Here is a 23,220-nt window from a genome sequence, read left to right as displayed (position 1 = left end):
CCCTTTCCCGTCACCGGATGCTCAGCGCAGGTCGCGCAGCTTCACGGTGTAGATACCGCGGCCGTGCGTCGCGGCGTACAGCGTGCCGCCGTCCGGGCTCGCCTTGAGCTGGAGGACGGCGACGGCCGGGAGGCTGCCGACGCGCTGCCAGGTGGTGCGCCCCGGGGCGCGGTAGACGACGCCCAGGTCGGTGGCGACGGCGAGGCCGCCGTTTGCCGTCAGCAGTGCGGAGTCGCTGGGCACGTCGGGCAGGTTCGCCGAGATGTCCTTCCAGGTGGTGCCGCCGTCGGTGGACTCGAAGACATGGCCGACGCCCGCGCCGGGGCCCTCGGTCCAGGCCCGGGAGAAGCCGCTGACCGTGAGGAAGACGTGGTCGGCGTTGTGCGGGTCGACGGCGAAGCCGCTGAGGTACCGGTTCGGTACGGTCCCGTCGACGGGCAGGTCGATGTCGTGCCAGCCGGTGCCGTCCGCGTTGCCGACGGCGATGCCGCGGGCGAAGCCCTGGTTGTTGCAGGGGCCGCACCAGGCGGCGTAGATCTTCCCGCCGGACGCGGCGACGGCGGTCGCGGTGCGGCCCTGGCCGAGGTCGTGGACGCTGGTCCACTCGGAGCCGCTGCGGATGGCGTAGCCGTGCGTCTGGACCCAGATGTGGCGGCCGCCCGCGACCCAGGTGTCGCCGTTCTTCAGGTCCGTGGTGAGCGGGGCGATGAAGCGGGCCTCGCTGGTGGCGTTGTCGGGCGGGGCGACGGAGTACGAGGTGGCCTTGGTCGGGTCGGTGGACCAGCTTCCGTCGTTCACCGCGCAGTTCTGCGTGACCTGGACGGCGAGGTAGACGTACTCCTGGGCGATGTCGCACCCGTTGGCGGGGTCGGTGAGCGTGTCGCCGCCGTCGCCGCCGAAGTCGGACCCCATCACGGTGTCGTTGCTCCGCAGGATCGACTGGCCGTTGTCCTGGAGGCCGCCGGTGACGGACACCCCGCCGTGGTCGAGGTCCTTGCCGATGCCGACCGAGTAGTACTGGAGGGTGTCGATGGTGCCGTCGTTGAGGGAGGTCCAGTCGGTGGCGTGGCCGGAGGCGTCCTGGGCGCCGTCGACCGGGCGCTTGTAGATGCCGCCGTCGTTGCCGACGTAGACGAAGGACTTCCCGTGGTAACTGCCGATGGCGACGCCGTGCTGGTCGGAGTGGGTGGTCTGGTGGCAGGCGCCGGTCTGCCGGGACGGGTCGATGCTCCAGCAGGAGAACGGGAAGTTCCAGTACGGGCCGACGGTCGACCAGGTGCTGCCGCCGTCCTTGGTCTCGTAGACCTCCTCCAGGCCCGCGTACAGATGCTGCGGGTCGGCCGGGTCGACGGCGAGGAACTGGTTGTACCAGGCCTGGACGCCGGGCATGTAACCGGCCGTCGTCAGCGCGGAGTTGTCGGCGGCCAGGCCCTTGTAGTCGGCGATCTTCGTCCAGGGGCCGGTCGGGGAACCGGTCTTGGAGACGTAGATGCCCTCCAGGCCGCTGTCCGGGTTGGTGCTGAGCTGTTGCGGCGACTGGTCGATGGCGTAGTAGCGGGAGCCGTCGGCGGAGCGGGCGAAGGTGACGTTGCCGACGTTCGCCGCGTCGGCCGGCAGGTCGCCGAGGCCGCTGGTGACGCGGGTCCAGGCGCCGTTCACCCGGGTGTAGAAGCCGTTGTAGTCGTCGCCGCTGCGCCAGCCGACGGCCAGGACCACCTTGGAGGGGTCCTTGGGGTCGATGGCGATGTCGTTGGCGATGTTCTTGTACGGCGCGTCGGCGTCGTGGGCCTTGGCGCCCTTCGGCAGGTAGTCGGGGTTCGGTGCGAACTCCAGCTTCCAGGGGCCGCGCAGGTCAGTGGTCGAGTGGCTCCACACACCCTCGCTGGTGGCTGCCCACACCCGGCCGCCGCCGAAGCGCAGCTCGTGGATGGTGGTGCTCTCCAGCTCGCTGCCGCCGACCCGGCCGCGGACGGAGAAGGCGTCGTGGTGGGGGTGGGTCAGGACGTAGACGCCGCTGCCGAGGTAGGCGTCGGAGTTGGTGGTGGCCTCGCCGGTGCCCAGCCACAGCCGGCCCGCGCCGTCGAGGGCGAGGGCGCCGGTGGACTGGGCGGGCAGCCGGTCGCTGATGGGCTGCCAGTGGCCGCCTCCGCTGCGCGAGCGCCACACGCCGCCGCCCGCGCTGCCCGCGTAGACGTAGCCGTCGTCGTCGGCGGCCACCGCGGCCATCCGGCCGGTGACGTTCCCCGAACCGCCGCTGGAGTTGGAGTCGACGTCGCGGTAGCGCGGGTCGTCGGAGTTGTAGGGCAGGTCGGTGATGTTGCGCCAACGGCCGCCCGCGCTGCGGAGGTTGGCGAGGCTGTTCCAGGCCGCGCCGTACGCGCCCGGGGCGACGACGCCGGGTGAGGTCCGGGCCTCGGCGTACTGGTCCGCGCCCTCGGCGATCTCGTCGGCCTCGTTGCCGCCGTCGTCGTCCGCCGCCACGTGCGGGGACATGGTGCCCACCGAGTGCACGCGTTCCTTGGCCAGTTGGCCGAGGACGCGGGCGCCGAAGGGGCTCGGTGAGCGCCCGTACGCGGCGGACGGGGGGATGGCGACGAGTGCGGCGGACGCCGTGAGCGCGCAGACGGTGAACCACCGTCTTCTGCGGGTCGGCACGGACACCAGGACCTCCAGGAACGATCGACACTGACCGACGCTGGAGACCCGATCACGCGGACACGGAAACATCCGCCGCTTGGCCAAGTCTTGGCGAGAACCTGTCAGTAGCTGCCGTTCCGGCGGGTCCGCAGCCTGCCGAGCGTCTTCAGCAGCTGATCCGCCGGATCACGCAGCCCGGGATGGGCCAGCACCGTGTTGCGCAGGCCCCTGACCGGCCTGCGCCACAGCCGCTGGGCCATCGCCACCGGATGGGCCCGGGCCGCGAAGCCCTCCCCGACGCGCAGGTCGCGGGTCTTGAGCCACTCCTTGTACTCCTTGTCGCCCCGGCCCAGGTCGACCAGGGTCACCCCGGCCCGCGCGGCCGCCTCGGCGGTGCGCAGGTGCATCATCAACCCCGGGGAGTAGTAGTGCAGTTCGGGGTCGTAGGCGGTGAACCAGGCGGCCAGTACGGTGCTCGACCGGGGGCCGAAGTGGGCGGCCACCGGGCGGTCGCCCGCGTACAGGACGGACAGCACCCCGGTGAAGTGCTCCTCGCGGACGCGGAAGAGATGGTCGACCAGGCCGACGATCCAGGGCCGCGAGAACCGGTCCATGCGTCCGGTCCTGCGGTACTGCGCGGACTTCCAGCGCATCAGGGTGCGCAGGATCTCGGGGTCGCGCTCGTCGAACGCGAACCGCACCTCGCCGATGTCGCGGCCGAGCCGCCGCTCCTTCTTCAGCGTCGTCTTGGCCAGCCCCGGATAGGTGGCCCGCAGCCACTCCGGATAGCCGCCGTCGCCGGGTTTCACGTCGATCACCGGCGAGGCGAAGGTGCCCGTGACGTGCGGCGCGAACGGCCGCTGTTCCTGCACGAGATGGTCGAACTCGAAGATGCTGAGCCCGCACGCCCGCAGCAGCGCGTCCGTGTCCCAGGTGACCCCGGGCCGGTGCACGAGGGCCTGGCAGTCGGACAGGCCGAGCCCGATGGCCCGGCCGGTGCCCAGCGGCCCGCGCTCGTAGGGGAGGAAGCCGGCCGGCTCCCCGCCCTCGCGCAGCACCGCGACCCGCGCGCCGCCCCGGAAGAGACCGACGCCGGCCGCGAACTCCGGTGCCAGAAAGGGATTGGCGTACTCGGGTGACTCGTCCATCGCGCGATGCCATGCGGCCCGCAGCTCGGGTGTCAGCTCGCCGGGTCTGTGGTTGGTGATCTCCACGACGGATCGTGAAGCACGGCTGATGGATCGCATGCGCGACCGCTCCCCCCATGACGCGCCGGGCGCGTCCTGCCATTCGTACCGTTGTCTGCGTCCCCACCGCGTGCGACTGCCCAAACCGCGCGAAACAGTACGCACGCCCTCAAGGGTGCCCCAGGCGACGGACGGTCCGCCATGGGTCTGCGGACATCGGTCAGGAGTCCACCTGGGCGCTCAGGTCCTGTGTGCCGATCACCGAGAGCAGTTCCAGCTGGGCGTGTCCCTCGGTGCCGGGCGGGGCGCTGAACCACAACAGCCGCTGACGGCCGTCCTCGCTGAAGAGGTTGTGGCAGTCGAGCTCGATGACGCCGAGCGAAGGGTGAACGATGCGCTTGTGGTCGGTGCGGCGCAGGGCCACCTCCCGCTGCTCCCACAGCTCGGCGAACTCCGCGCTGCGCCGGCGCAGCGCGGCCACCATCCGGGTCACGTCGGCGTCCTTCGCACGCCGGGCGGCGACGGCCTGGAGGTCGGCGGTGAAGACGCGGGAGTGGTGCGGGTGGTCCTCGGCCGGGTACAGGCCGCGGGCGGCGGGGTCGGTGAACCAGCGGTACACGAAGCTCCGTTCGGGCCCGCGTCCGGGCGGCATCGCGCCGAGCAGCGCCACGGCGAACGGGTTCTGCGCGAGGGTCTCGTGCAGATCGGTGATGACCTGGGCGGGGGTCGTGGTGAGCCGGTCCAGCAGGCCGAGCAGTGCGGGCTGGACGAGGGTGGCGGGGCCGCTCGCGGCGGGCGCCAGCGGGCGGTCGGCGAGATGGAAGAGGTGGTCGCGCTCGTCGCCGCTGAGCCTCAGGGCGCGGGCGAGGGCGGCCAGGACCTGCGCGGAGGGCTGGGCGCCCCGGCCGCGCTCCAGCTCCGTGTAGTAGTCGGCGGACAGTCCGGCCAGCTGGGCGACCTCCTCGCGGCGCAGGCCCGGTACCCGGCGGCGGGGTCCCGCGGGCAGGCCGACGTCGGCGGGGCGGACCCGGTCGCGCCGGGACTTGAGGAAGGCGGCCAGCTCTGCGTGGTTCACGCCTCCCATGGTCGCGCCCGCCGGCCCGCGTATCCAGGGGTTGCCGGCCCCAGGGTGAGCGCAGCCGTGGCTGCCCCGGGCGCGACGGCCCACGGTGGAGTCACCGAGCAGGCCACCGACCGGGCGCGACGCCCGCAGCGACTGGAGATCTCATGTCCACCGAAGCCACCACCCCCTCGACCCCCACCCCCTCGTCCGCCACCGCCTCGACGCCCCGCGTCGCCGTCGTCACCGGCGGCTCGCGCGGCATCGGCCGGGCGGCCGCGCTCCGGCTCGCCGCCGACGGACACGCCGTGGTGGTCGGGTACGCGGGCAACCGCGACCTGGCCGAGGCCGCCGTCGCGGACATCACCGCGGCCGGCGGCCGCGCGCTCGCCGTCCGCGCCGATGTCGCGGACGAGCAGCAGGTCGCCGCGTTGTTCGGCACAGCCGCCGAGGAGTTCGGCGGGGTGGACGTCGTGGTCCACGCGGCGGGCCGGATGTATCTCGCGCCGATCGCCGAGCTGGACCTCACGGAGCTGGACGCCCTGCACCACACCAACGTGCGCGGCACGTTCGTGGTCGCCCGCCAGGCAGCCCGCACCCTGCGCCGGGGCGGCGCGTTCGTCGGTTTCTCCAGCTCCGTGGTGGGCCTGGCGTTCCCGTCGTACGGCGCCTACAGCGCGAGCAAGGGCGCGGTCGAGGCGCTGACCCTGGTGCTGGCCCGCGAGCTGCGCGGCCGCGACGTCACCGCCAACACCGTCGCGCCGGGACCCACGGCCACCGATCTGTTCCTGGACGGCAAGGACGAGGCGGCCGTCGCCGCCCTGGCCGCCCAGCCCCCGCTGGAGCGCCTCGGCACGCCCGAGGACATCGCCGGGGTGGTGGCCTTCCTCGCCTCCCCGGCCGGCCACTGGATCAACGGCCAGGTGGTCCGCGCCAACGGCGGCATCGTCTGACCCCCGCTCACTCCCGCTCGTCTCTCCCCCCAGCGAGGAATCATGACGACCGACACTCCCCTCACCATCCTGGTCACCGGCGCCTCCAGCGGCTTCGGCGCGCTCACCGTGCGCGCCCTCGCCGACGCCGGTCACACCGTCTACGCGGGCATGCGTCACACGGCCGGCCGCAACGCACCCGCGGTGGCCGCCCTGGACCGGTACGCGGCCGGACACGGCGTGTCCCTGCACGCGGTCGACCTGGACGTCACCTCCCAGGACAGTGCGGACACGGCCGTGGCCCGGGTGCTCGCCGAACAGGGCCGGCTGGACGTGGTGGTGCACAACGCGGGCCACATGGTCACCGGGCCCGCCGAAGCCTTCACCCCCGAACAGCTGGCAGACCTGTACGACGTCAACGTGCTGGGCGCCCAGCGCGTGAACCGGGCCGCCCTGCCCGTGCTGCGGGAGCGGGGCGCGGGACTGCTGGTGTGGATCGGCAGTTCCAGCACGCGCGGCGGCTGCCCGCCGTTCCTGGGGCCGTACTTCGCGGCGAAGGCCGCGATGGACGCCCTGGCGGTCAGCTACGCCGGCGAGCTGGTCCGGTTCGGTATCGACACCGCGATCGTCGTGCCGGGCGCCTTCACTTCCGGCACCAACCACTTCCTGCACGCCGGCACCCCCGCCGACACCGGACGCGCGAACGCCTACGGCGAGCGCTACGGCGCCCTCCTGGCGGGGCTGGACGAGCGTCTCGCAGCGCTGGTGCCGCCGGACGCGGACGTGGCGGAGGTCGCGCGGGCCGTCGTACGGCTGGTGGAGCTGCCCGCCGGGCGGCGCCCGCTGCGCACCCATGTCGACCCCGCCCGGGACGGCAGCGAGGTCGTCTCCGCGGTCGCCGACCGCGTCCGCGCCGACTTCTTCCGCCGGGCGGGCCTGGACGACCTGCTCACCACCGGAAGTTCCCTCTGATACACCGCCGAAGAAGGAGAATCACCATGCCGTTCGCGAATTTCAAGGTGCCCGCCGGCAGCCTGGACGCGCAGCAGAAGGAGCTGCTCGTCACCCGCACCACCGAGCTGTACGTCGAGGTCTACGGAGAGCGGGCCCGCGCCGCCACCATGGTCCTGGTGGAGGAGGTCGCCGACGGCGGCTGGGGCATCGGGGGCGGCGTGCTGACCCTGGCCAAGCTCCGGCAGCCGGCGCAGGATTGACGACCGACCGATGTGATCCGTTGTGTGAGAGGCGGTATGCCATGTCACCCGTCCCCCAGCCCGCCGACCTGCTGGCCGCGATGCCCTTCGCAGCCGGCCTGGGCATCGAACTGCGCGAGGCCACGGCCGAGCGGGTCGTCGGCGCTCTGGCATGGTCCCCGCAGCTGTGCACGGCCGGCGGTGTGCTGCACGGTGGGGCCCTGATGGCGCTGGCCGACAGCGTCGGGGCGGTGTGCGCGTATCTGAACCTGCCCGAGGGGGCGTCCGGTACGTCGACGGTGGAGTCCAAGACCAACTTCCTGCGGGCGGTGACCTCCGGGCACGTGCACGCCACGGCCCGGCCCCTGCACCTCGGCGGCACGCTGCTGGTGGTGCAGACCGATCTGCGCGACGACCGGGACCGGCTGGTCGGACAGACCACGCAGACCCAGATCGTGCTCCGGAAGAACACCGCCTGACACGACCGGCGAACGCCCCGGCTGCGAAGGCCGGCCCCCGGCGACGAGGGGGCCGGCCTTCGTCGTGTCCGCCCCGTCCGCCGCACCCACGCTCTTGACATGAACCTGTGTGACCCCTGAGGCTGCGTGCTTGAAGTTGCTCGATCGAAGCCTGTTCCAAGCGTTTCCGAGCATCATCACCCAGAACAGTCAGACCGCAGTGCTGCGAGGGGAGCTGTTCCGCCGTGCACAGACCACACAGACCGCGACGACTGCACAGACTGCGCCACCGTGTACCCCGGCCGGCCTGGGTACCACTGGGACTGGCGACCGCCCTGGCGGCGACCGTGCTCGCCGGCCCGGTGCCCGCCCATGCCGCCGCCACCGCCTCCGGCGCCGTGCTCGACACCGCCCACAGCAGCGTCAGCTGGCAGAGCCCGGTCTACGCCAAGGGCACCGGCGGCGGCACCGAGAGCTGCCCGTCCGCCGGCAGCGACCCGGACGACACGGTCTGCGACCGCTTCGACCTGACCGTCTCGGTGCCGGCCGGCTACTGGGACGACAACCCCGAGGGCGGCGTCCCGCTGTCGATCAGGTGGGACAGGCCCTCCGACGACTTCGACCTGTACGTCTACGACGACCAGGGCAAGCAGGTGGCGTCCAGCGCAGGCACCGCCGACCCCGAGGCCACGGTGATCCCGCGGGCGTCGGGGACGTACCACGTGCTGGTCGTGCCGTACGACGTGCACGGCGGCGCCTTCACCGGCACGGCGTACCTGCCCGCGACCACGGACGCCGGCGACCTGACCTCCTTCTCGGGCGGCGCGGGCAGCTACACCATCGGGGCCGGGCGGCTGGCAGCGCGCGCCGACTTCCTGACGGGTGGTCAACTCCGGCTCCAGGCAGATCCGTCCGGTTCGCTGAGCGATCCGGCGGGCACCGCGATCGTGCGCAAGGAGCCCGCGCTCCAGCGGCACACCTCGTCCTTCGACGCGGGCGACTACTACGGCATCCGATCGCCGCAGGCCGTACTGCGCGTCTACAAGAAGCCGTTGCGCTTCGGTCTGTACAAGCCGGACAACCGCACCCGGATCTGGCAGGAGGACAAGCCGCTGCGCTGGTCCACCGGCGGGATGCGGCAGAGTCTCGCGCGCGGCGCGGACGAGCAGTTCTTCGGCGGCGGCGAGCAGAACGGCAGCTTCTCGCACCGGGGCCAGACGATGTACGTGGCCAACAGCTTCGACTGGGACGAGGGCGGCTACAACAACTCCCAGCCGTTCTACCTCTCCAGCGCGGGCTACGGCGTCTTCCGCAACACCTTCGCGCCCGGCGTGTACACCTTCGGCCAGCCCGTCACCACCGGCCAGCAGGAACGGCGCCTGGACGCCTACTACTTCCTCGGTGACGCCAAGCAAGTGATCGGAAAGTACACGGCGTTGGTCGGCAGGCCGTTCATGCCTCCGGTGTACGGCCTCGAACCCGGCGACTCCGACTGCTATCTGCACAACGCCAACCGGGGCGAGCGGCACACCCTGGACGCGCTGAAGACCGCCGACGGGTACACGCAAGCCCAGATGCCGCTCGGCTGGATGCTGGTCAACGACGGCTACGGCTGCGGGTACGAGAACCTGGAGCAGACCGCGCAGGGCCTCCAGGACCACCACGCCCAGCTCGGCCTGTGGACCCAGGACGGCATCGACAAGCTCGCCGACCAGGTCAAGGCAGGTCAGCGGGTGGCCAAGCTGGACGTGGCCTGGGTCGGCAACGGCTACAAGTTCGCCCTCGACGCGTGCGACGCGGCGAAGAAGGGCATCGAGGACAACAGCGACGCGCGCGGATTCGTGTGGCTGCCCGTGTCCTGGGCGGGCGCGCAGCGCTGCGGGGTGCTGTGGAGCGGCGACCAGAAGCTGTCGTGGGACTACATCCGCTGGCAGATCCCGGCCTACGCCGGGGCGACGATGTCCGGTATCGCGTACGACACCGGCGACGTGGGCAGCATCTACCGCCACGACGCCACGATGTACGCGCGCGACCTGCAGTGGAAGGCGTTCCTGCCGGCCATCATGACCATGGACGGCTGGGCCACCGACCTCACCACCAAGAAGCCCGCCGACCAGCAGCCCTGGCTGGACGGGGAGCCGTACACCTCGATCAACCGGAAGTACCTCCAGCTGAAGGAGCGGCTGCTGCCGTACATGTACACCCTGTCCGCCGAGGCGGCGAAGACCGGGGTGGGGGCGGTCCGCCCGCTGTGGCTGGAGTACCCGGACGATCCGGGCACCCTCACGGACCAGGCGAAGTACGAGTTCCTGTCCGGGCCCGACTTCCTCGTCGCCCCGGTCTACCAGAACTCCGACACCCGGGACGGCATCTACCTGCCGAAGGGCACCTGGACCGACTACTGGACGGGCCGCACCTACCAGGGTCCGACCACGGTCAACGGCTACCACGCCCCGCTCGACACCCTGCCGCTGTTCGTGCGCGAGGGCGCGGTCGTGCCCATGTGGCCGAAGGGGACGACGAGTTGGCAGACCCGGGACCGGCACGAGCTGGACTGGGACCTGTACCCGGCGGCCCGTGGCACGAGCCGTTACACGCTGTACGAGGACGACGGCGTGACCCGTGACTTCGCGAAGGGCGCGGCGGCGACCCAGCGGGTGTCCCTGCACGCCGACGGCAAGGGCATGACGGTCACGGTGGGCGCGAGCAAGGGCGGCTACGCGGGCAAGGTGGACGCCCGCACGTACCGGTTCACCGTGCACGGCGCCACGGCGCCCGCACGCGTCCTGCTCGACGGTCGCCAACTGCCCGCGTCCGCCTGGTCGTTCGACCCGGACACGCACGTCACGACGATCACCACGGCGAGCCTGCCGCTCGACCGCGGGTTCACGGTGCGACTGGTCGACGACAGGTAAAAGGATCGTATGGTCTAGTCCAAAGAGCGCGTTGGTCTAGTCCAACTTATTGACGTGGCCGCAACAGCTCCCGGAGGGTGGGGCTCCCCGTACCGGGGACTCCCCACCCCCACCCTCTGGAGGCACGAAGTGAAAAGGCTTCGGGCATGTCTGGGCGCGGCGGCGGCCGTGACCCTCGCCGCCGCCGGCACGACCGCGCTCGTCGCGGGCAACGCCTCGGGCGCGACCGCCGCGCTGAGCAACCGCTGGTACGCCGCGGCCCCCTATCTGATGCCGCTGGACAACGACCCGCCGGACCCGTCCGCCATCATGGACGCGACCGGCCTGAAGGCCTTCCAGCTGGCGTTCGTCCTCGCCCCCAACGGCGGTGGCTGCGCGCCCACCTGGGGCGGCACCGCACCGGTCTCCTCGGACACGGCCGTGCAGTCGATGATCAACACCATCCGCGGCAAGGGCGGGGACGTGTCGGTCTCCATCGGCGGCTACGGCGGTACGAAGCTCGGCCAGGCCTGCGCCGACCCCGCCGCCACGGCGGCCGCCTACCAGCAGGTCATCGCCAAGTACGGCCTGCACGCCATCGACTTCGACCTGGAGGAGCCGGAGTACGAGAACACGGCGGCGATCCACAACGAGATCGGCGCGGCCAAGATCCTCCAGCAGAACAACCCGGGGCTGTACGTCTCCGTGACGACGGCCGGCACCGCGGACGGCACCGGCTGGTTCGGCAAGCAGATGCTGCTGGAGGCCAAGTCCCAGGGGTTCACACCGAACAACTTCTCCATCATGCCGTTCGACGGCGGCTTCAACGGCGCGGCGAGCCAGACCAGCGCGCTGACCAACTTCAACGCGATCCTCCAGTCGACCTTCGGCTGGGACCAGGCGACGGCGTACGCCCACGAGGGCTTCTCCGGCATGAACGGCCGCAGCGACACCGGCGAGATCTTCACCCAGGCGGACTTCCAGACCGTGCTGGACTACGCCACGAGCCACAACATGGACCGCTTCACGTTCTGGTCGCTGAACCGCGACCGGCAGTGCAGCCCGCCGGACAACGGGGGCCGCACGTCCGGCACCTGCTCCAGCGTGGCGCAGAGCGACTGGGACTTCGCGAAGGACTCGGTGAAGTTCGCCGGCGTCACCCCGCCCACCCCCACGCCCACCCCCACACCGACCCCGACGCCGGGCTCCTGCAAGCCGGCGTGGAACGCGTCGACGGCGTACACGGGCGGGGACGAGGTGTCGTACGACCAGCACGACTGGAAGGCCAAGTGGTGGACCCAGAACGAGGTGCCCGGCGCCTCGCAGTGGGGGCCGTGGCAGGACGAGGGCGCCTGCTGAACCTCTTGACGGGCCTGGTCCGGACCTCTAGCTTCTCGGGTCACCAGCGACCACGTACGCGGCCGTCGTTCATCCACATGAACAACGGCCGCGTTCCGGCCCGAAGGGACCCCCCATGACCCGAGCTCGACTCCTCGCGGTACCGGCCGCCGCGGGCCTCGCCCTCGCGCTCGCCCTCCTCGGCAGCCCCAGCGCGCTCGCCGCCGATCCGCACGTCGCCCCCGGCGGCAACTTCGACCTGTCCGTGTGGGAACTCCAGGAACCGGTCGGCTCCCCCGGCAGCCCGACCACCATCCCCTCGCCCCGGCTCCAGGGCGCGAACGGCTACCAGGACGCGTACTTCTACACCGACACCCGCGACGGCGCGATGACCTTCTGGGCACCCGAGAAGGGCGTCACCACCCCCAACTCGAACTACGCACGGTCGGAGTTGCGCGAGACGAACCACGACGGCAGCGCCGCGGACTGGGCGTTGTCCGGCTCGCACCGGATGAACGCGACGCTGCGCGTGGTGTCGGTGACGAAGAACGTGTGCGTCGGCCAGATCCACCTCGGCAGCGGCGGCTCGTCCACCAAGCCGCTGCTGGAGCTGTACTACCGCGCGAACGGCGACATCGTGCTCGGCACCGAGAACTCGCCGGCCGGCGGCCAGACGTCGCACGCCGTGGGACATGTTGCGATCGGGAAGACCTGGAGCTATACGATCGCGGTCTCCGGCGGGAACACGATCGACCTGACCGTCAACGGGACGACCACCCACTACCCCATCGCGTCGTCGTTCCAGCAGTACAAGCAGTACTTCAAGGCCGGTTCCTACAACCAGTCCTCCTCCGACAGCACCACCAACGGCGCCCGTGTGGCGTTCTACGGGCTGACCGTGAAGCACGGCTGAACACGGCCGCCACGCTGTCCGACCTGCGCGACTGGTGCAAATGGCCGTACGGTCGTAGCGTCGAGTGGACGCGGTCGGACACAGCACAACAGTGGGAGCGGCCATGCGCGGATCAGTGGTGGGAACGGCGGTGACCCTGGCGGCAGGAACCCTGCTGACAGCGGCGATGACGACGGCGTCGGCCAGTGTGCCGACCACGGCACCGGTCAGGGCGAGGCCCGGGCAGCCCGTACTCGTGGACTGCTTCTTCCACCGGAACGTCCGCCCGAACGACTTCATCCTGGCCTGCGGCGACGGCAACAGCCGGCTGACCGGACTCCACTGGACCCAGTGGAGTCCGGACGGGGCGAAGGCCATCGGCGTCAACATGGTCAACGACTGCAAGCCGTACTGCGCGGCCGGCACCTTCCACGCGTACCCGGTCGTCATCCGGCTCAGCGGCGAGCAGTCCTGGAAGAAGCACCCGTACTTCCTGCGCTTCGCGAACCTCAGCCTGACCTATCCCGGCGCCCGGCCGGACACGTTCAAGCCGGTGATGAACTACCCGCTCTGGGACTGACGCCCGGGGACCGGCTCTTCGGAACCGATGCCCGGGTGCCGGCCACCGAGCCCGGCGGCCGCACCGGCCGTCACCCGGGCGCGCCGCTCGCCGCGGCGGGTGCTGAGCCGCGCGGGCGATCCCGCGGCCCGGCGCTCGTCCCCGGCGACCTGCGCAGCCGCATGGTGGTGTGACCCCGCACGCCGGCGCCCGCGCGCCGTCCCGAGAGAGGTCACATGCCCCGACTCCCCCGCCTGGCCGGTGCCGCCACGGCCGCGCTCGCGTTCGGCGTGGTCGCGGCGGCGCCCGCGACCGGCACCGAGCCGGTCGTCACCGACGCCCGCATCACCGCCCATTTCGGCCTGGCCGCCGGGCAGACGCCCGACAACATCGCGCTCGAACCCGACGGCTCCGCCGACCTGACCCTCGCCTACGCCCGGCAGGTCGCCCATGTCACGCCCGAGGGGCAGACCCGGATCGGCGCGACCCTGCCGGCCGTCTCCCACCCGGACACCCCGCTCGTGCACCAGGCCGTCGTGACCGGCATCGCCCGCGCCCACGACGGCACCCTGTACGTCAACTACGCGACCGGCACGAGCAGAACGGGCATCTGGCGCCTCGCCCCCGGCGAGGAACCCGAGCAGATCGCCCCGTTGCCGGCCAACGGCTATCCCAACGGCCTGGCCCTGGACGAGCACCAGGGCGTGCTGTACGCCGCCGACTCGGTGCTCGGCACCGTCTGGCGAGTCCCGCAGCAGGGCGGACCGGCCACCGCGTGGGCCCGGGACACCGCGCTCAAGCCGCTGACCGGAGCCTCGGCGGGCGGCTGCGGCGCCAACGGCCTCAAGGTGCACCGCGGTGCCGTGTGGGTGTCGAACACCGACCGCGGCACGCTGCTGCGCATCCCCGTCGGCCAGGGCGGTTCCGCGGGCCGGGCCGAGATCCTGGCGCACGGGCTCGCCGGCATCGACGACTTCGCCTTCACGGGCTCCGGCCGCACGGTGGTGGCCGCGCTGAACAAGGCCAACCAGGTGGTCCTGGTGCGCCGCGACGGATCGCGCACGGACGCCCTCGGACAGCAGGACGGGCTGTCCAACCCGACGTCGGTCGCCGTACTCGGCCGCGTCGTCTACGTGCCGAACTCCGCGTACTTCACCCGCAAGGACCCGAACCTGCTGCTCGCCCGGCTCCGGGAGCGCGGCGACCGGCTGTAGCCGCGGCGGATTCACACGGACGCACGCACGTGCGCCGCGACCGGCAGGGCATCCGGTCGCGGCGCATCCGTGCACGGGTCAGCCGATCTCGACGAGCAGGTCCCCGCCCTCCACCTGCTGGATGCGGTTGATGGCCAGCCGGGAGACCCGGCCCGCCTTCGGCGCGGTGATGCTGGCCTCCATCTTCATCGCCTCGATCGTGGCGACCGTGGCACCGGCGGCGACCTCGTCCCCCTCGGCCACCGCGAGGGTCACCACACCGGCGAACGGCGCCGCCACATGGCCGGGGTCGGTGCGGTCGGCCTTCTCCGTCACCGGCACGTCCGAGGCGGCCGCGCGGTCGCGGACCTGGATCGGGCGCAACTGGCCGTTGAGCGAGGACATCACGGTGCGCATCCCGCGCTCGTCGGCCTCGCCGACCGCCTGGAGTTCGATGAGCAGCCGGACGCCGGGTTCCAGGTCGACGGCGTACTCCTTGGCGGGACGCAGGCCGTAGAAGAAGGCCTTGCTGTCCAGCACGCTGGTGTCGCCGAAGGACTGCCGGTGGGTGTCGAACTCGCGTGTCGGGGCGGGGAACAGCAGCCGGTTGAGCGTCGCCCGGGGGTCCTTGGCGAGTCCCTCGCGGTCGTCGGCGGACAGCTCGGGCGCGGGCTTGGGCTCGCCGCGGCCCTTGAGGGCCTTGGTGCGGAACGGCTCGGGCCAGCCGCCGGGCGGGGTGCCCAACTCGCCGCGCAGGAAGCCGATGACCGAGTCGGGGATGTCGAACCGGTCGGGCGTCTCCTCGAAGGCGTCCGGGGAGACCCCGGCGCCGACCAGGTGCAGGGCGAGGTCGCCGACCACCTTGGACGACGGGGTGACCTTCACCAGCCGGCCGAGGATGCGGTCGGCGGCGGCGTACATCGCCTCGATGTCCTCGAAGCGGTCGCCGAGGCCGAGGGCGACGGCCTGGGTGCGCAGGTTGGACAGCTGGCCGCCGGGGATCTCGTGGTGGTAGACGCGGCCGGTCGGGGAGGCGAGGCCCGCCTCGAACGGGGCGTAGATCTTGCGCACGCCCTCCCAGTACGGCTCCAGGTCGCCGACGGCCTGGAGGTCGAGGCCGGTGGGGCGCTCGGAGTGGTCGGTGGCGGCGACGAGCGCGGACAGCGACGGCTGCGAGGTCGTCCCGGCCATCGAGGCCACCGCGCCGTCGACGGCGTCGGCGCCCGCCTGGATCGCGGCGAGGTACGTCGCGAGCTGGCCGCCCGCCGTGTCGTGGGTGTGCAGATGCACCGGCAGGTCGAACTCGCGGCGCAGCGCCGAGACGAGCTTCGCGGCGGCCGGGGCACGCAGCAGCCCGGCCATGTCCTTGACCGCGAGGACGTGCGCGCCGGCCTCGACGATCTGCTCGGCCAGGCGCAGGTAGTAGTCGAGCGTGTAGAGGCGCTCGGCCGGGTCGCCCAGGTCGGCGGTGTAGCACAGGGCGACCTCGGCGATCGCGGTGCCGGTCTCGCGGACGGCCTCGATGGCGGGGCGCATCTGGCCGACGTCGTTGAGGGCGTCGAAGATGCGGAAGATGTCGATGCCGGTGGCGGCGGCCTCCTGCACGAAGGCGTCGGTCACCTCGGTCGGGTATGGGGTGTAGCCGACGGTGTTGCGGCCGCGCAGCAGCATCTGGAGACAGATGTTGGGTACGGCCTCGCGCAGCGCGGCCAGCCGCTCCCAGGGGTCCTCGGCGAGGAAGCGCAGCGCCACGTCGTAGGTCGCACCGCCCCAGCACTCCAGGGACAGCAGTTCGGGCAGGGTGCGGGCGACGACCGGGGCGACCGCGAGGAGGTCCTTGGTGCGTACGCGGGTGGCGAGCAGGGACTGGTGGGCGTCGCGGAACGTGGTGTCGGTGACGCCGAGGGCCGGCGACTCGCGCAGCTGCCGGGCGAACTCCTCGGGGCCGACGGCGACGAGGCGCTGGCGGGAGCCGGCCGGGGGCTCGCCTGCCGGGAGCGCGGGCAGCTTGGTGACGGGGTCGAGCAGGTCGGGGCGCTCGCCGTGCGGCTTGTTGACCGTCACGTCGGCGAGGTAGGTGAGCAGCTTGGTGCCGCGGTCGGCCGAGGAACGGGCGGTGAGCAGGTGCGGGCGCTGCTCGATGAAGGACGTGGTGACCCGGCCCGCCTGGAAGTCCGGGTCGTCCAGGACCGCTTGCAGGAAGGGGATGTTGGTGGCCACGCCGCGGATGCGGAACTCGGCGACGGCACGCCGGGCGCGGCCCACGGCGGCCTTGAAGTCCCGGCCCCGGCAGGTGAGTTTGACCAGCATCGAGTCGAAGTGCGCGCTGATCTCCGTACCGGCGTGGGTGGTACCGCCGTCCAGGCGGATGCCGGAGCCGCCCGGGGAGCGGTACGCGCTGATCCGGCCGGTGTCCGGGCGGAAGCCGTTGGCGGGGTCCTCGGTGGTGATACGGCACTGGAGGGCGGCGCCGCGCAGGGTGATGGTGTCCTGGGCGAGGCCGAGGTCGGCGAGGGTCTCGCCGGCGGCGATGCGCATCTGGGCCTGGACCAGGTCGACGTCGGTGACCTCCTCGGTCACGGTGTGCTCGACCTGGATGCGCGGGTTCATCTCGATGAAGACGTGGTTGCCGTCGGGGGCGAGGAGGAACTCCACGGTGCCCGCGTTGCGGTAGCCGATCTCACGGGCGAAGCGGACGGCATCCGCGCAGATGCGGTCGCGCAGGGCCGGGTCGAGGTTCGGCGCGGGCGCCAGTTCGATGACCTTCTGGTGGCGGCGCTGGAGCGAACAGTCGCGCTCGAACAGGTGGATGACGTCGCCCGCGCCGTCGGCGAGGATCTGCACCTCGATGTGGCGGGGGTCGACGACGGCCTTCTCCAGGAAGACGGTCGGGTCGCCGAAGGCGGAGGCGGCCTCGCGGGAGGCGGCCTCGATGGACTCGCGCAGCTGGGCAGGGTCCTCGACCCGGCGCATGCCGCGACCGCCGCCGCCCGCCACCGCCTTGACGAAGACGGGGAAGCCGATCTCCTCGGCGGCGCGCACCAGTTCGTCCACGTCGGTGGAGGGCTGGGAGGAACCGAGCACGGGCACGCCCGCCGCCCGGGCGGCGGCGACCGCGCGGGCCTTGTTGCCCGTGAGCTCCAGGGTCGCCGCGCTGGGGCCGACGAAGGTGATGCCCGCCTCCTCGCAGGCCCGGGCCAGTTCGGGGTTCTCGGACAGGAAGCCGTACCCCGGGTAGACGGCGTCGGCGCCCGCCCGGCGGGCCGCGCCCACGATCTCCTCGACGGAGAGATACGCCCGCACCGGGTGCCCCGGCTCGCCGATCTCGTACGCCTCGTCGGCCTTCAGCCGGTGCAACGAGTTGCGGTCCTCGTGCGGGAACACGGCGACGGTACGCGCCCCGAGTTCGTAGCCCGCACGGAACGCGCGGATCGCGATCTCTCCACGGTTGGCAACCAGCACCTTGCGGAACATCCTGGAATCCCTTCAGCTGCCTGTCGGGCGACGAACACCACGGTGTCTGCCACGCCTGCCGTTCCTCGCGGCAACCCTAGGGGTTCCCCCCGGCACGGACGTGCGAAAACCATCACACCGCCGGGGTGGCCGACGCCACAGTCGGGCGCCGGCCGGTCAGCGTTCCGCCGAGGTCATCGCCGCGTCCCCGCGCCGGTCGGCCCGCGCCGGGGCGGGCACCGTCCGGGACTGCGCGGGGGCGGCGGGTGCGGGTGCGGTCGGCGCCGACGCGTCCGGGGCGCAGGCAGATGCCGCCGGGGCGGCCGCGGGTGTGCGGCGGCCCGTCGGCAGCAGGGAGCGCAGCCGCGCCCGCAGCCACGCGCGGCGGCCGTGCAGCAGCCCGAGGGCGATCGCCGAGCCCACCGCGACCAGATGCTCGCGGCCGGCCAGGTTGGGGATGGCGATGGACTCCCACACCATCGAGCCGCCGGTCAGCGTGAACACCACGGGCGCGCGTTTGATCACCGCGAGATAGGTGAACAGGCCGACGACGGCGGCGGAGGGTCCGGTGTCGAGCACGTGCGCGGCCGACGGCGGCAGACCGAGGCCGCCCCAGCCCGGACCCATCGCGATCATCACGCGGGCGGTGAGCGTGCCGGCCAGCGTGGTGATGTAGGAGATCGCCAGTGTCCGGGCCCGGCCCAGGGTCAGTTCGGCCCAGGCGAAGGCGAGGAACAGCTGCGTGATGCCGGCCCACACCGGCAGGTCGAGCGCCGGTACGTACAGCGACACGGGGGTGCGCAGTAACGACAGCCACAGTGGCAGGTCGGCCTTGACGCCGCCGAGCCGGGTCACCCAGAGCCGGCCGAGGGGGTGCTGGGCGACGGCCTGGAAGAAGATGACGCCGAACGCGGCGACGAAGGCCAGCAGCAGTCCGGACAGTCCGCGGCGCGCGAGGCGCCGTACCGGCTCGACGACGATCGCGTACCACTCGCCGCGCAGCGTGCGCCCGGTGAACCGCGCGAGCCGGGCGAGCAGGGAGCGGCAGGCCTCGATGCGCCTTTCGGTCGTCTCAGTCGTCATGGGACACGGCAGCCCATCGCCTTCTGCTCCCCGGTCATGCACATCGCCCCCTTCGCCGCCCTTCCGGCATACAAGCCCTGGGTAGCGTTTTTCCGACATCCGCCGTTTTCAGACGCCATCGTATAGATGTACGGATCTCACCCGGTCGGCCTACCCCCTCCGTGCGGGTCTCGCCGTGCATGCCCGGTCCCTCCCCCGGTGTGGGCCTCTGTGATGGTGAGGCCCGGTCGGTGACAGTTCAGCGATCCGGAAGGCGGGCGTCAAGATCCATCGCGGATGCCCGGGGGTATGAAAAGACCCACAGGTCAAAGGCACGAAAATCCGTCCCGGCGAGGCAACCCGAGAGGCCCTGTTCCCGTCCTCCTGATCAGGCCCCCCTGCACCCGCCCCGGCACGCCGCGCCCCTGCCGCGCGCCACTCGCGCGGGTCCGGAACGCCCGGTTCATCCGGTTCGTGCCCAACGCGCGGTTCTGACCGCCCACTTCATGGATCGAATGCGGAACCTTTCATTTTCGATTACGAACTCTCGTATAGTGACCGCCAGTTCACCACCGTGCGTCACATCTCACCACCCGATTGTTTTCGCCAGCCCCCACCTGCCCGCCCCTGCCGCGAGGACCGGACCGACGACCCAGCCCACGCATGCCGGCGACCGACCCTCTCTCCGCACCTTCTTCTCCGCACCCGCCGCGATCGGCGCCCTGTCGGCGCTCCTGGTCTGCGCGGCGGTGGCGGCGGCGCCGGACTCGGTGCGTACCCCGCTGGCCTGGGCCGCGGGCACGGCAGCGGCCGTGCTGAGCGCGGCGGTCGCCACGGCCGCGCACGGCCTGGGCACCACGCGCGGCCTGCGGCACCGGCTGGAGGCCGCGACCCGGGATCCCGGACGGCTCCTGCACCAGCAGGCCCGTACGAGCGAGGAGACCCGCCAGGAGCAGCAGCGGCTCATCGACGAACCCGCGCAGCAGCGCGCCGAGTTCACCGGGACGTTCGAGGCCGAGCGCGGGCGCGGCTGGAGCGGGCGGGAGACGGACCGGCTGCGGGGTGAGAACACGCGACTGGCGGCCGAGTCGGAGCAGGCGCGGCGCGAGCGGGACACGGCGCTCGCCGCGACCTCCGACGCGGCCGGCCGGCTGCAGGCCCTCGCCACGGCCGCCCTCGCCGGCCTGCTCCAGCCCGACCACCGCACCGCCCAGGCGGGCCGGCTCGCCGACTCCGTCGCCGTGCTGGCCGGGGCACGCCCGGGCCGCCGCTGCGCGCCCGATCGGCCGGGCGGCGACCTGACCAGCGCCCTGATCCTCGCTTCCGAGGACGGCGACCGCCTCACCGCCGCGGAGATCGTCTCCACCCTCCAGCTGATGGTCGCGGCGGGCCACGAGACGACGATCTCGCTGATCGACAGCGCCGTCGTCAACCTCTCGGCGCATCCGGGGCAGCGCGCCCTGGTGCTGTCCGGCGGGGCCGACCGGTCCGCGGTGATCGAGGAGACCCTGCGGTACTCGACCCCGACCTCGCACGTGCTCATCCGCCTCGCGACCGAGGACGTGCCGGTCGGCGACCGGGTGATCCCGGCCGGGGACGCGCTGATCGTGCCGTACGGCGCGATCGGCCGCGACGAGGGGGCGCACGACCCGAGCGCCGGGAAGTTCGACCTCACCCGCGAGACGAGGAACCGGCACATCTCCTCCGGCCACGGCCCGCACGTGTGCCCGGGCGCCGCGTCGTCCCGGCTGGAGGCGGGGTGTGGCGCTGCCCGCGCTGTACGCCCGGTTCCCCGGCCTGGATCTGACGGTTCCGGCGGCGGACCTGCGCAACAAGCCGGTGGTCACCCAGAACGACCTGTTCGAGCTGCCGGTGCGGCTGGATTCCTGACCCGCAGCGGAGCGTTGCTTGACTTGGAGAGCGCTCCAACTCGTAGCGTCGCAGACGTACGGGACGACGACCGCAGGTACGGGAAAGGCTGGACATCACATGCAGAAGCGCAGTCTGCGGGACCTCCAGGTATCGGCCATCGGCCTCGGATGCATGGGCATGTCCGCCTTCTACGGCGCCACCGACCAGGACGAGGGCGTCCTGACCATCCGGCGCGCTCTGGAGCTCGGGATCGACTTCCTCGACACCGCGCAGCTCTACGGCCCGCTCACCAACGAGTCACTGGTCGGCGAGGCGATCCGGGGACACCGGGACGAGTACGTGCTCGCGACGAAGTTCAACTACCGCATGGACGACGCGGTACCGGGCGACATGAGCACGATCGGCCCGCAGGACGGTTCCGCCGAGCACGTGCGTGCGTCGGTCCACGGCTCGCTGCAGCGGCTGGGCACGGATCACATCGATCTGTACTACCAGCACCGGGTCGACCCGAACGTGCCGATCGAGGAGACCGTGGGCGCGCTGAAGGAGCTGGTCGAGGAGGGCAAGGTGCGCGGCATCGGGCTGAGCGAGGCGAGCGCGGACACCATCCGGCGCGCGAACGCCGTGCACCCGATCACCGCCGTGCAGAGCGAGTACTCGCTGTGGACGCGGGACGTGGAGGCCGAGGTGCTGCCGGCCTGCCGGGAGCTGGGCATCGGCTTCGTGCCGTACTCCCCGCTCGGCCGTGGCTTCCTCGCCGGCCGCTTCAGCTCGCCGGCCGAGCTGGACGCGAACGACTTCCGGCGGGGCAACCCGCGTTTCACGGACGCCAACCTGGACGCGAACCAGCGCCTCGCGGCGAAGGTCAAGGAGATCGCGGCCGAGAAGGGCGTCACCCCGGCCCAGCTGGCCATCGCCTGGGTGCTGGCCCAGGGCGAGGACGTGGTGCCGATCCCGGGCACGAAGCGGCGCACCTACCTGGAGCAGAACGCGGGTGCGGTCGGCGTCGAGCTGACCAAGGAGGACCTGGCCCGCATCGACGCCGAGCTGCCGCAGGTGTCGGGTGAGCGGTACGACGAGGCGGGGATGCGGTCGGTCAACCGGTAGGCACCGTCGGCCCCTTCGGGGCGCGGGCCGCCCTCGCCAGGTCCAGGTCCGTCGTCTCCGGGGCCAGGAAGTGGGAGACCAGGCCGCCCAGGGCCAGCACCGCCGCGCCCACCAGCAGGACGAAGCGGGCGCCGAATCGGTCGAGGCCCATCGGGAGGAGGAAGGTCCCGACGGCCGCGCCGACCCGGCTCATGGCGCTGGCGAAGCCGACGCCGGTGGAGCGCAGGGAGGTCGGGAAGACCTCCAGCGGGTAGACGGCGGTGAGGGCGCTGGAGGCGGCGTTGAGGAAGATGAAGAAGAGGAAGCCGCCGACGATGACCGGCGTGGACGTCGGCCACACCGCGACCATGGCGAGCGCGGCGGCGGTGATCCAGAACGGCGGGATCAGCAGCCTGCGCCGGCCGATGCGGTCCACGACCAGACAGCCGGCGGTGACGCCGGCGACCGCGGTGAAGGAGTAGACGAGCAGCGCGGCGACGGCGTTGTCGCCCATGTGGAGGGCGTCGAAGACCTGGGTCCAGAAGGTGCCGATGGCGAAGTACGGCAGCACCAGCGCGGCCCAGAACACGCTCGCGAAGACTGTGCTGCGCAGGTGCCGGCGGCCGAACAGGGCGCGCAGGCCCTGCTGTTGGGGTTCGCTCGCCTCCTCCAGTTCGGCGCTGACGTCGATGTCCATGCCGTAGCGCGCGATGAGTTGCTCGGCCTCCTTTCGGCGGCCCCTGCTGAGCAGCCAGCGGGCCGACTCGGGGATCCCGCCGCGCAGCGCCACGCACACCAGGGCGATGACCGCGCTGCTGGCCAGCGTGTAGCGCCAGCCGCCGTGCACGCCCTGGAACGCGGCGCCGACGACGGTGGCGAGGGCGTAGCCGACGTACCAGCTGATCTCCAGGCTGGCCAGCAGCCGGCCGCGGCCCTTGCTGGGCGCGTACTCGGACAGCAGCGGGGCGCCGATGGCGTACTCGCCGCCGATGGCGATGCCCATCACCAGCCGGATGACGAAGAGTTGGAGGCCGTCGGAGACGAAGAACTGGAGCACCGAGCCGATCAGGAAGATCAGCATGTCGATGAGGAAGACCGGGCGTCTGCCGTAGCGGTCGGCGAGCCGGCCGAACAGGGGTCCGCCGACGAAGATGCCGATGAGCGGTGAGGCGCCGACCAGGCCCTCCATCACGGTGGACAGATGCAGATCGGTGGTGAGGGCGCCCATCGCCATGCCGATGCCGCCGATGATGTAGCCGTCGATGCCCTCGCCGATCTGGGTGGCGAGCTTGAGCTTGGTGTGCAGGCGGCGGCGTTCGCGCAGCAGGTCCGGGGACGGGACGCCGGGCGTGTCGAACTGGTGTTCAGCCGTTGGTGTCGTTGCCATGAGCGGTCCTTGTTCCA

At 72.1% G+C, this 23,220-nt stretch carries 16 protein-coding genes and 1 pseudogene; 11 read left to right on the top strand and 6 right to left on the bottom strand.

Translation table 11 applies throughout. The features are described from left to right. Positions 1-21: 21 nt before the first annotated feature. The 3 genes from BIV25_RS08225 to BIV25_RS08215 form a co-directional block, all read right to left on the bottom strand. Complete coding sequence (locus BIV25_RS08225) at positions 22-2,661, bottom strand: glycosyl hydrolase (protein WP_071371506.1); 2,640 nt, start codon at positions 2,659-2,661, stop codon at positions 22-24. 98 nt (positions 2,662-2,759) lie between these two features. Next, positions 2,760-3,884, bottom strand: coding sequence for a GNAT family N-acetyltransferase (locus BIV25_RS08220; protein WP_071371505.1), 1,125 nt, complete (start codon positions 3,882-3,884; stop codon positions 2,760-2,762). A gap of 160 nt (positions 3,885-4,044) precedes the next feature. Further along, entirely contained in the window at positions 4,045-4,899 is an 855-nt protein-coding gene (locus BIV25_RS08215) for a helix-turn-helix transcriptional regulator (RefSeq protein WP_071371504.1), read from the bottom strand. A gap of 152 nt (positions 4,900-5,051) precedes the next feature. Between BIV25_RS08215 and BIV25_RS08210 the strand changes: the two genes are divergently transcribed. The 9 genes from BIV25_RS08210 to BIV25_RS08170 all read left to right on the top strand — a co-directional run bounded on the left by BIV25_RS08210 (position 5,052) and on the right by BIV25_RS08170 (position 14,364). Beyond that, positions 5,052-5,837 carry an SDR family oxidoreductase gene (locus BIV25_RS08210; RefSeq protein WP_071371503.1) on the top strand — a complete coding sequence of 262 codons (786 nt, stop codon included), beginning with the start codon at positions 5,052-5,054 and terminating at the stop codon, positions 5,835-5,837. 42 nt (positions 5,838-5,879) lie between these two features. Continuing rightward, complete coding sequence (locus BIV25_RS08205) at positions 5,880-6,788, top strand: SDR family oxidoreductase (protein WP_071371502.1); 909 nt, start codon at positions 5,880-5,882, stop codon at positions 6,786-6,788. Positions 6,789-6,814: 26 nt separating this feature from the next. Further along, entirely contained in the window at positions 6,815-7,030 is a 216-nt protein-coding gene (locus BIV25_RS08200) for a tautomerase family protein (protein ID WP_071371501.1), read from the top strand. A gap of 41 nt (positions 7,031-7,071) precedes the next feature. Beyond that, complete coding sequence (locus tag BIV25_RS08195; RefSeq protein ID WP_071371500.1) at positions 7,072-7,488, top strand: PaaI family thioesterase; 417 nt, start codon at positions 7,072-7,074, stop codon at positions 7,486-7,488. Between the two features lie 722 nt (positions 7,489-8,210). Then, positions 8,211-10,382 (top strand): TIM-barrel domain-containing protein, encoded by a 2,172-nt coding sequence (locus tag BIV25_RS08190; RefSeq protein WP_371273003.1) that lies wholly within the window; start codon positions 8,211-8,213, stop codon positions 10,380-10,382. Positions 10,383-10,511: 129 nt separating this feature from the next. Continuing rightward, positions 10,512-11,720: a carbohydrate-binding protein gene (locus BIV25_RS08185; protein WP_071371498.1), complete on the top strand. Its 1,209-nt coding sequence runs from the start codon at positions 10,512-10,514 to the stop codon at positions 11,718-11,720. Positions 11,721-11,835: 115 nt separating this feature from the next. Beyond that, positions 11,836-12,612 (top strand): polysaccharide lyase family 7 protein, encoded by a 777-nt coding sequence (locus tag BIV25_RS08180; protein WP_071371497.1) that lies wholly within the window; start codon positions 11,836-11,838, stop codon positions 12,610-12,612. A gap of 103 nt (positions 12,613-12,715) precedes the next feature. Beyond that, positions 12,716-13,171 (top strand): hypothetical protein, encoded by a 456-nt coding sequence (locus tag BIV25_RS08175; RefSeq protein WP_071371496.1) that lies wholly within the window; start codon positions 12,716-12,718, stop codon positions 13,169-13,171. 215 nt (positions 13,172-13,386) lie between these two features. Further along, entirely contained in the window at positions 13,387-14,364 is a 978-nt protein-coding gene (locus BIV25_RS08170; RefSeq protein WP_071371495.1) for a hypothetical protein, read from the top strand. A 78-nt stretch (positions 14,365-14,442) separates the two neighbouring features. Here the strand turns inward: BIV25_RS08170 and BIV25_RS08165 are convergent, their stop codons facing one another. Together BIV25_RS08165 and BIV25_RS08160 are read right to left on the bottom strand one after the other, a co-directional pair. After that, positions 14,443-17,817 carry a pyruvate carboxylase gene (locus BIV25_RS08165; protein ID WP_071371494.1) on the bottom strand — a complete coding sequence of 1,125 codons (3,375 nt, stop codon included), beginning with the start codon at positions 17,815-17,817 and terminating at the stop codon, positions 14,443-14,445. A 156-nt stretch (positions 17,818-17,973) separates the two neighbouring features. Continuing rightward, the gene (locus BIV25_RS08160; RefSeq protein WP_079176498.1) at positions 17,974-18,879 is read right to left on the bottom strand and encodes a hypothetical protein; all 906 of its coding nucleotides are present in this window, start codon (positions 18,877-18,879) and stop codon (positions 17,974-17,976) included. Positions 18,880-20,144: 1,265 nt separating this feature from the next. Here BIV25_RS08160 and BIV25_RS50840 point away from each other — a divergent pair. Then, positions 20,145-20,748 (top strand): annotated as a pseudogene (locus BIV25_RS50840) (cytochrome P450); the annotation flags it as partial. 99 nt (positions 20,749-20,847) lie between these two features. Then, on the top strand, positions 20,848-21,837 hold the full coding sequence (locus BIV25_RS08150) for an aldo/keto reductase (protein WP_071371493.1): 990 nt from the start codon (positions 20,848-20,850) through the stop codon (positions 21,835-21,837). On the opposite strand, the gene BIV25_RS08145 is transcribed toward BIV25_RS08150, so the two are convergent. After that, a complete protein-coding gene (locus BIV25_RS08145; RefSeq protein ID WP_079176497.1) occupies positions 21,827-23,203 on the bottom strand; it encodes an MFS transporter in 1,377 nt (458 codons plus the stop codon). The genes BIV25_RS08150 and BIV25_RS08145 overlap by 11 nt on opposite strands. Positions 23,204-23,220 lie beyond the last annotated feature (17 nt).

The sequence above is a fragment of the Streptomyces sp. MUSC 14 genome, from assembly GCF_001866675.1.
Classification (GTDB): Bacteria; Actinomycetota; Actinomycetes; order Streptomycetales; family Streptomycetaceae; genus Streptomyces.
This window is presented reverse-complemented; position numbering and strand designations above follow the sequence as displayed.

What these genes read in the sequence shown, in the direction of transcription:
- BIV25_RS08220 (WP_071371505.1), bottom strand. Translation starts at nt 3,884, where the DNA reads ATGCGATCCATCAGCCGTGCTTCACGATCCGTCGTGGAGATCACCAAC.
- BIV25_RS08210 (WP_071371503.1), top strand. Translation starts at nt 5,052, where the DNA reads ATGTCCACCGAAGCCACCACCCCCTCGACCCCCACCCCCTCGTCCGCC.
- BIV25_RS08205 (WP_071371502.1), top strand. Translation starts at nt 5,880, where the DNA reads ATGACGACCGACACTCCCCTCACCATCCTGGTCACCGGCGCCTCCAGC.
- BIV25_RS08200 (WP_071371501.1), top strand. Translation starts at nt 6,815, where the DNA reads ATGCCGTTCGCGAATTTCAAGGTGCCCGCCGGCAGCCTGGACGCGCAG.
- BIV25_RS08195 (WP_071371500.1), top strand. Translation starts at nt 7,072, where the DNA reads ATGTCACCCGTCCCCCAGCCCGCCGACCTGCTGGCCGCGATGCCCTTC.
- BIV25_RS08180 (WP_071371497.1), top strand. Translation starts at nt 11,836, where the DNA reads ATGACCCGAGCTCGACTCCTCGCGGTACCGGCCGCCGCGGGCCTCGCC.
- BIV25_RS08175 (WP_071371496.1), top strand. Translation starts at nt 12,716, where the DNA reads ATGCGCGGATCAGTGGTGGGAACGGCGGTGACCCTGGCGGCAGGAACC.
- BIV25_RS08170 (WP_071371495.1), top strand. Translation starts at nt 13,387, where the DNA reads ATGCCCCGACTCCCCCGCCTGGCCGGTGCCGCCACGGCCGCGCTCGCG.
- BIV25_RS08165 (WP_071371494.1), bottom strand. Translation starts at nt 17,817, where the DNA reads ATGTTCCGCAAGGTGCTGGTTGCCAACCGTGGAGAGATCGCGATCCGC.
- BIV25_RS08160 (WP_079176498.1), bottom strand. Translation starts at nt 18,879, where the DNA reads ATGACGACTGAGACGACCGAAAGGCGCATCGAGGCCTGCCGCTCCCTG.
- BIV25_RS08150 (WP_071371493.1), top strand. Translation starts at nt 20,848, where the DNA reads ATGCAGAAGCGCAGTCTGCGGGACCTCCAGGTATCGGCCATCGGCCTC.
- BIV25_RS08145 (WP_079176497.1), bottom strand. Translation starts at nt 23,203, where the DNA reads ATGGCAACGACACCAACGGCTGAACACCAGTTCGACACGCCCGGCGTC.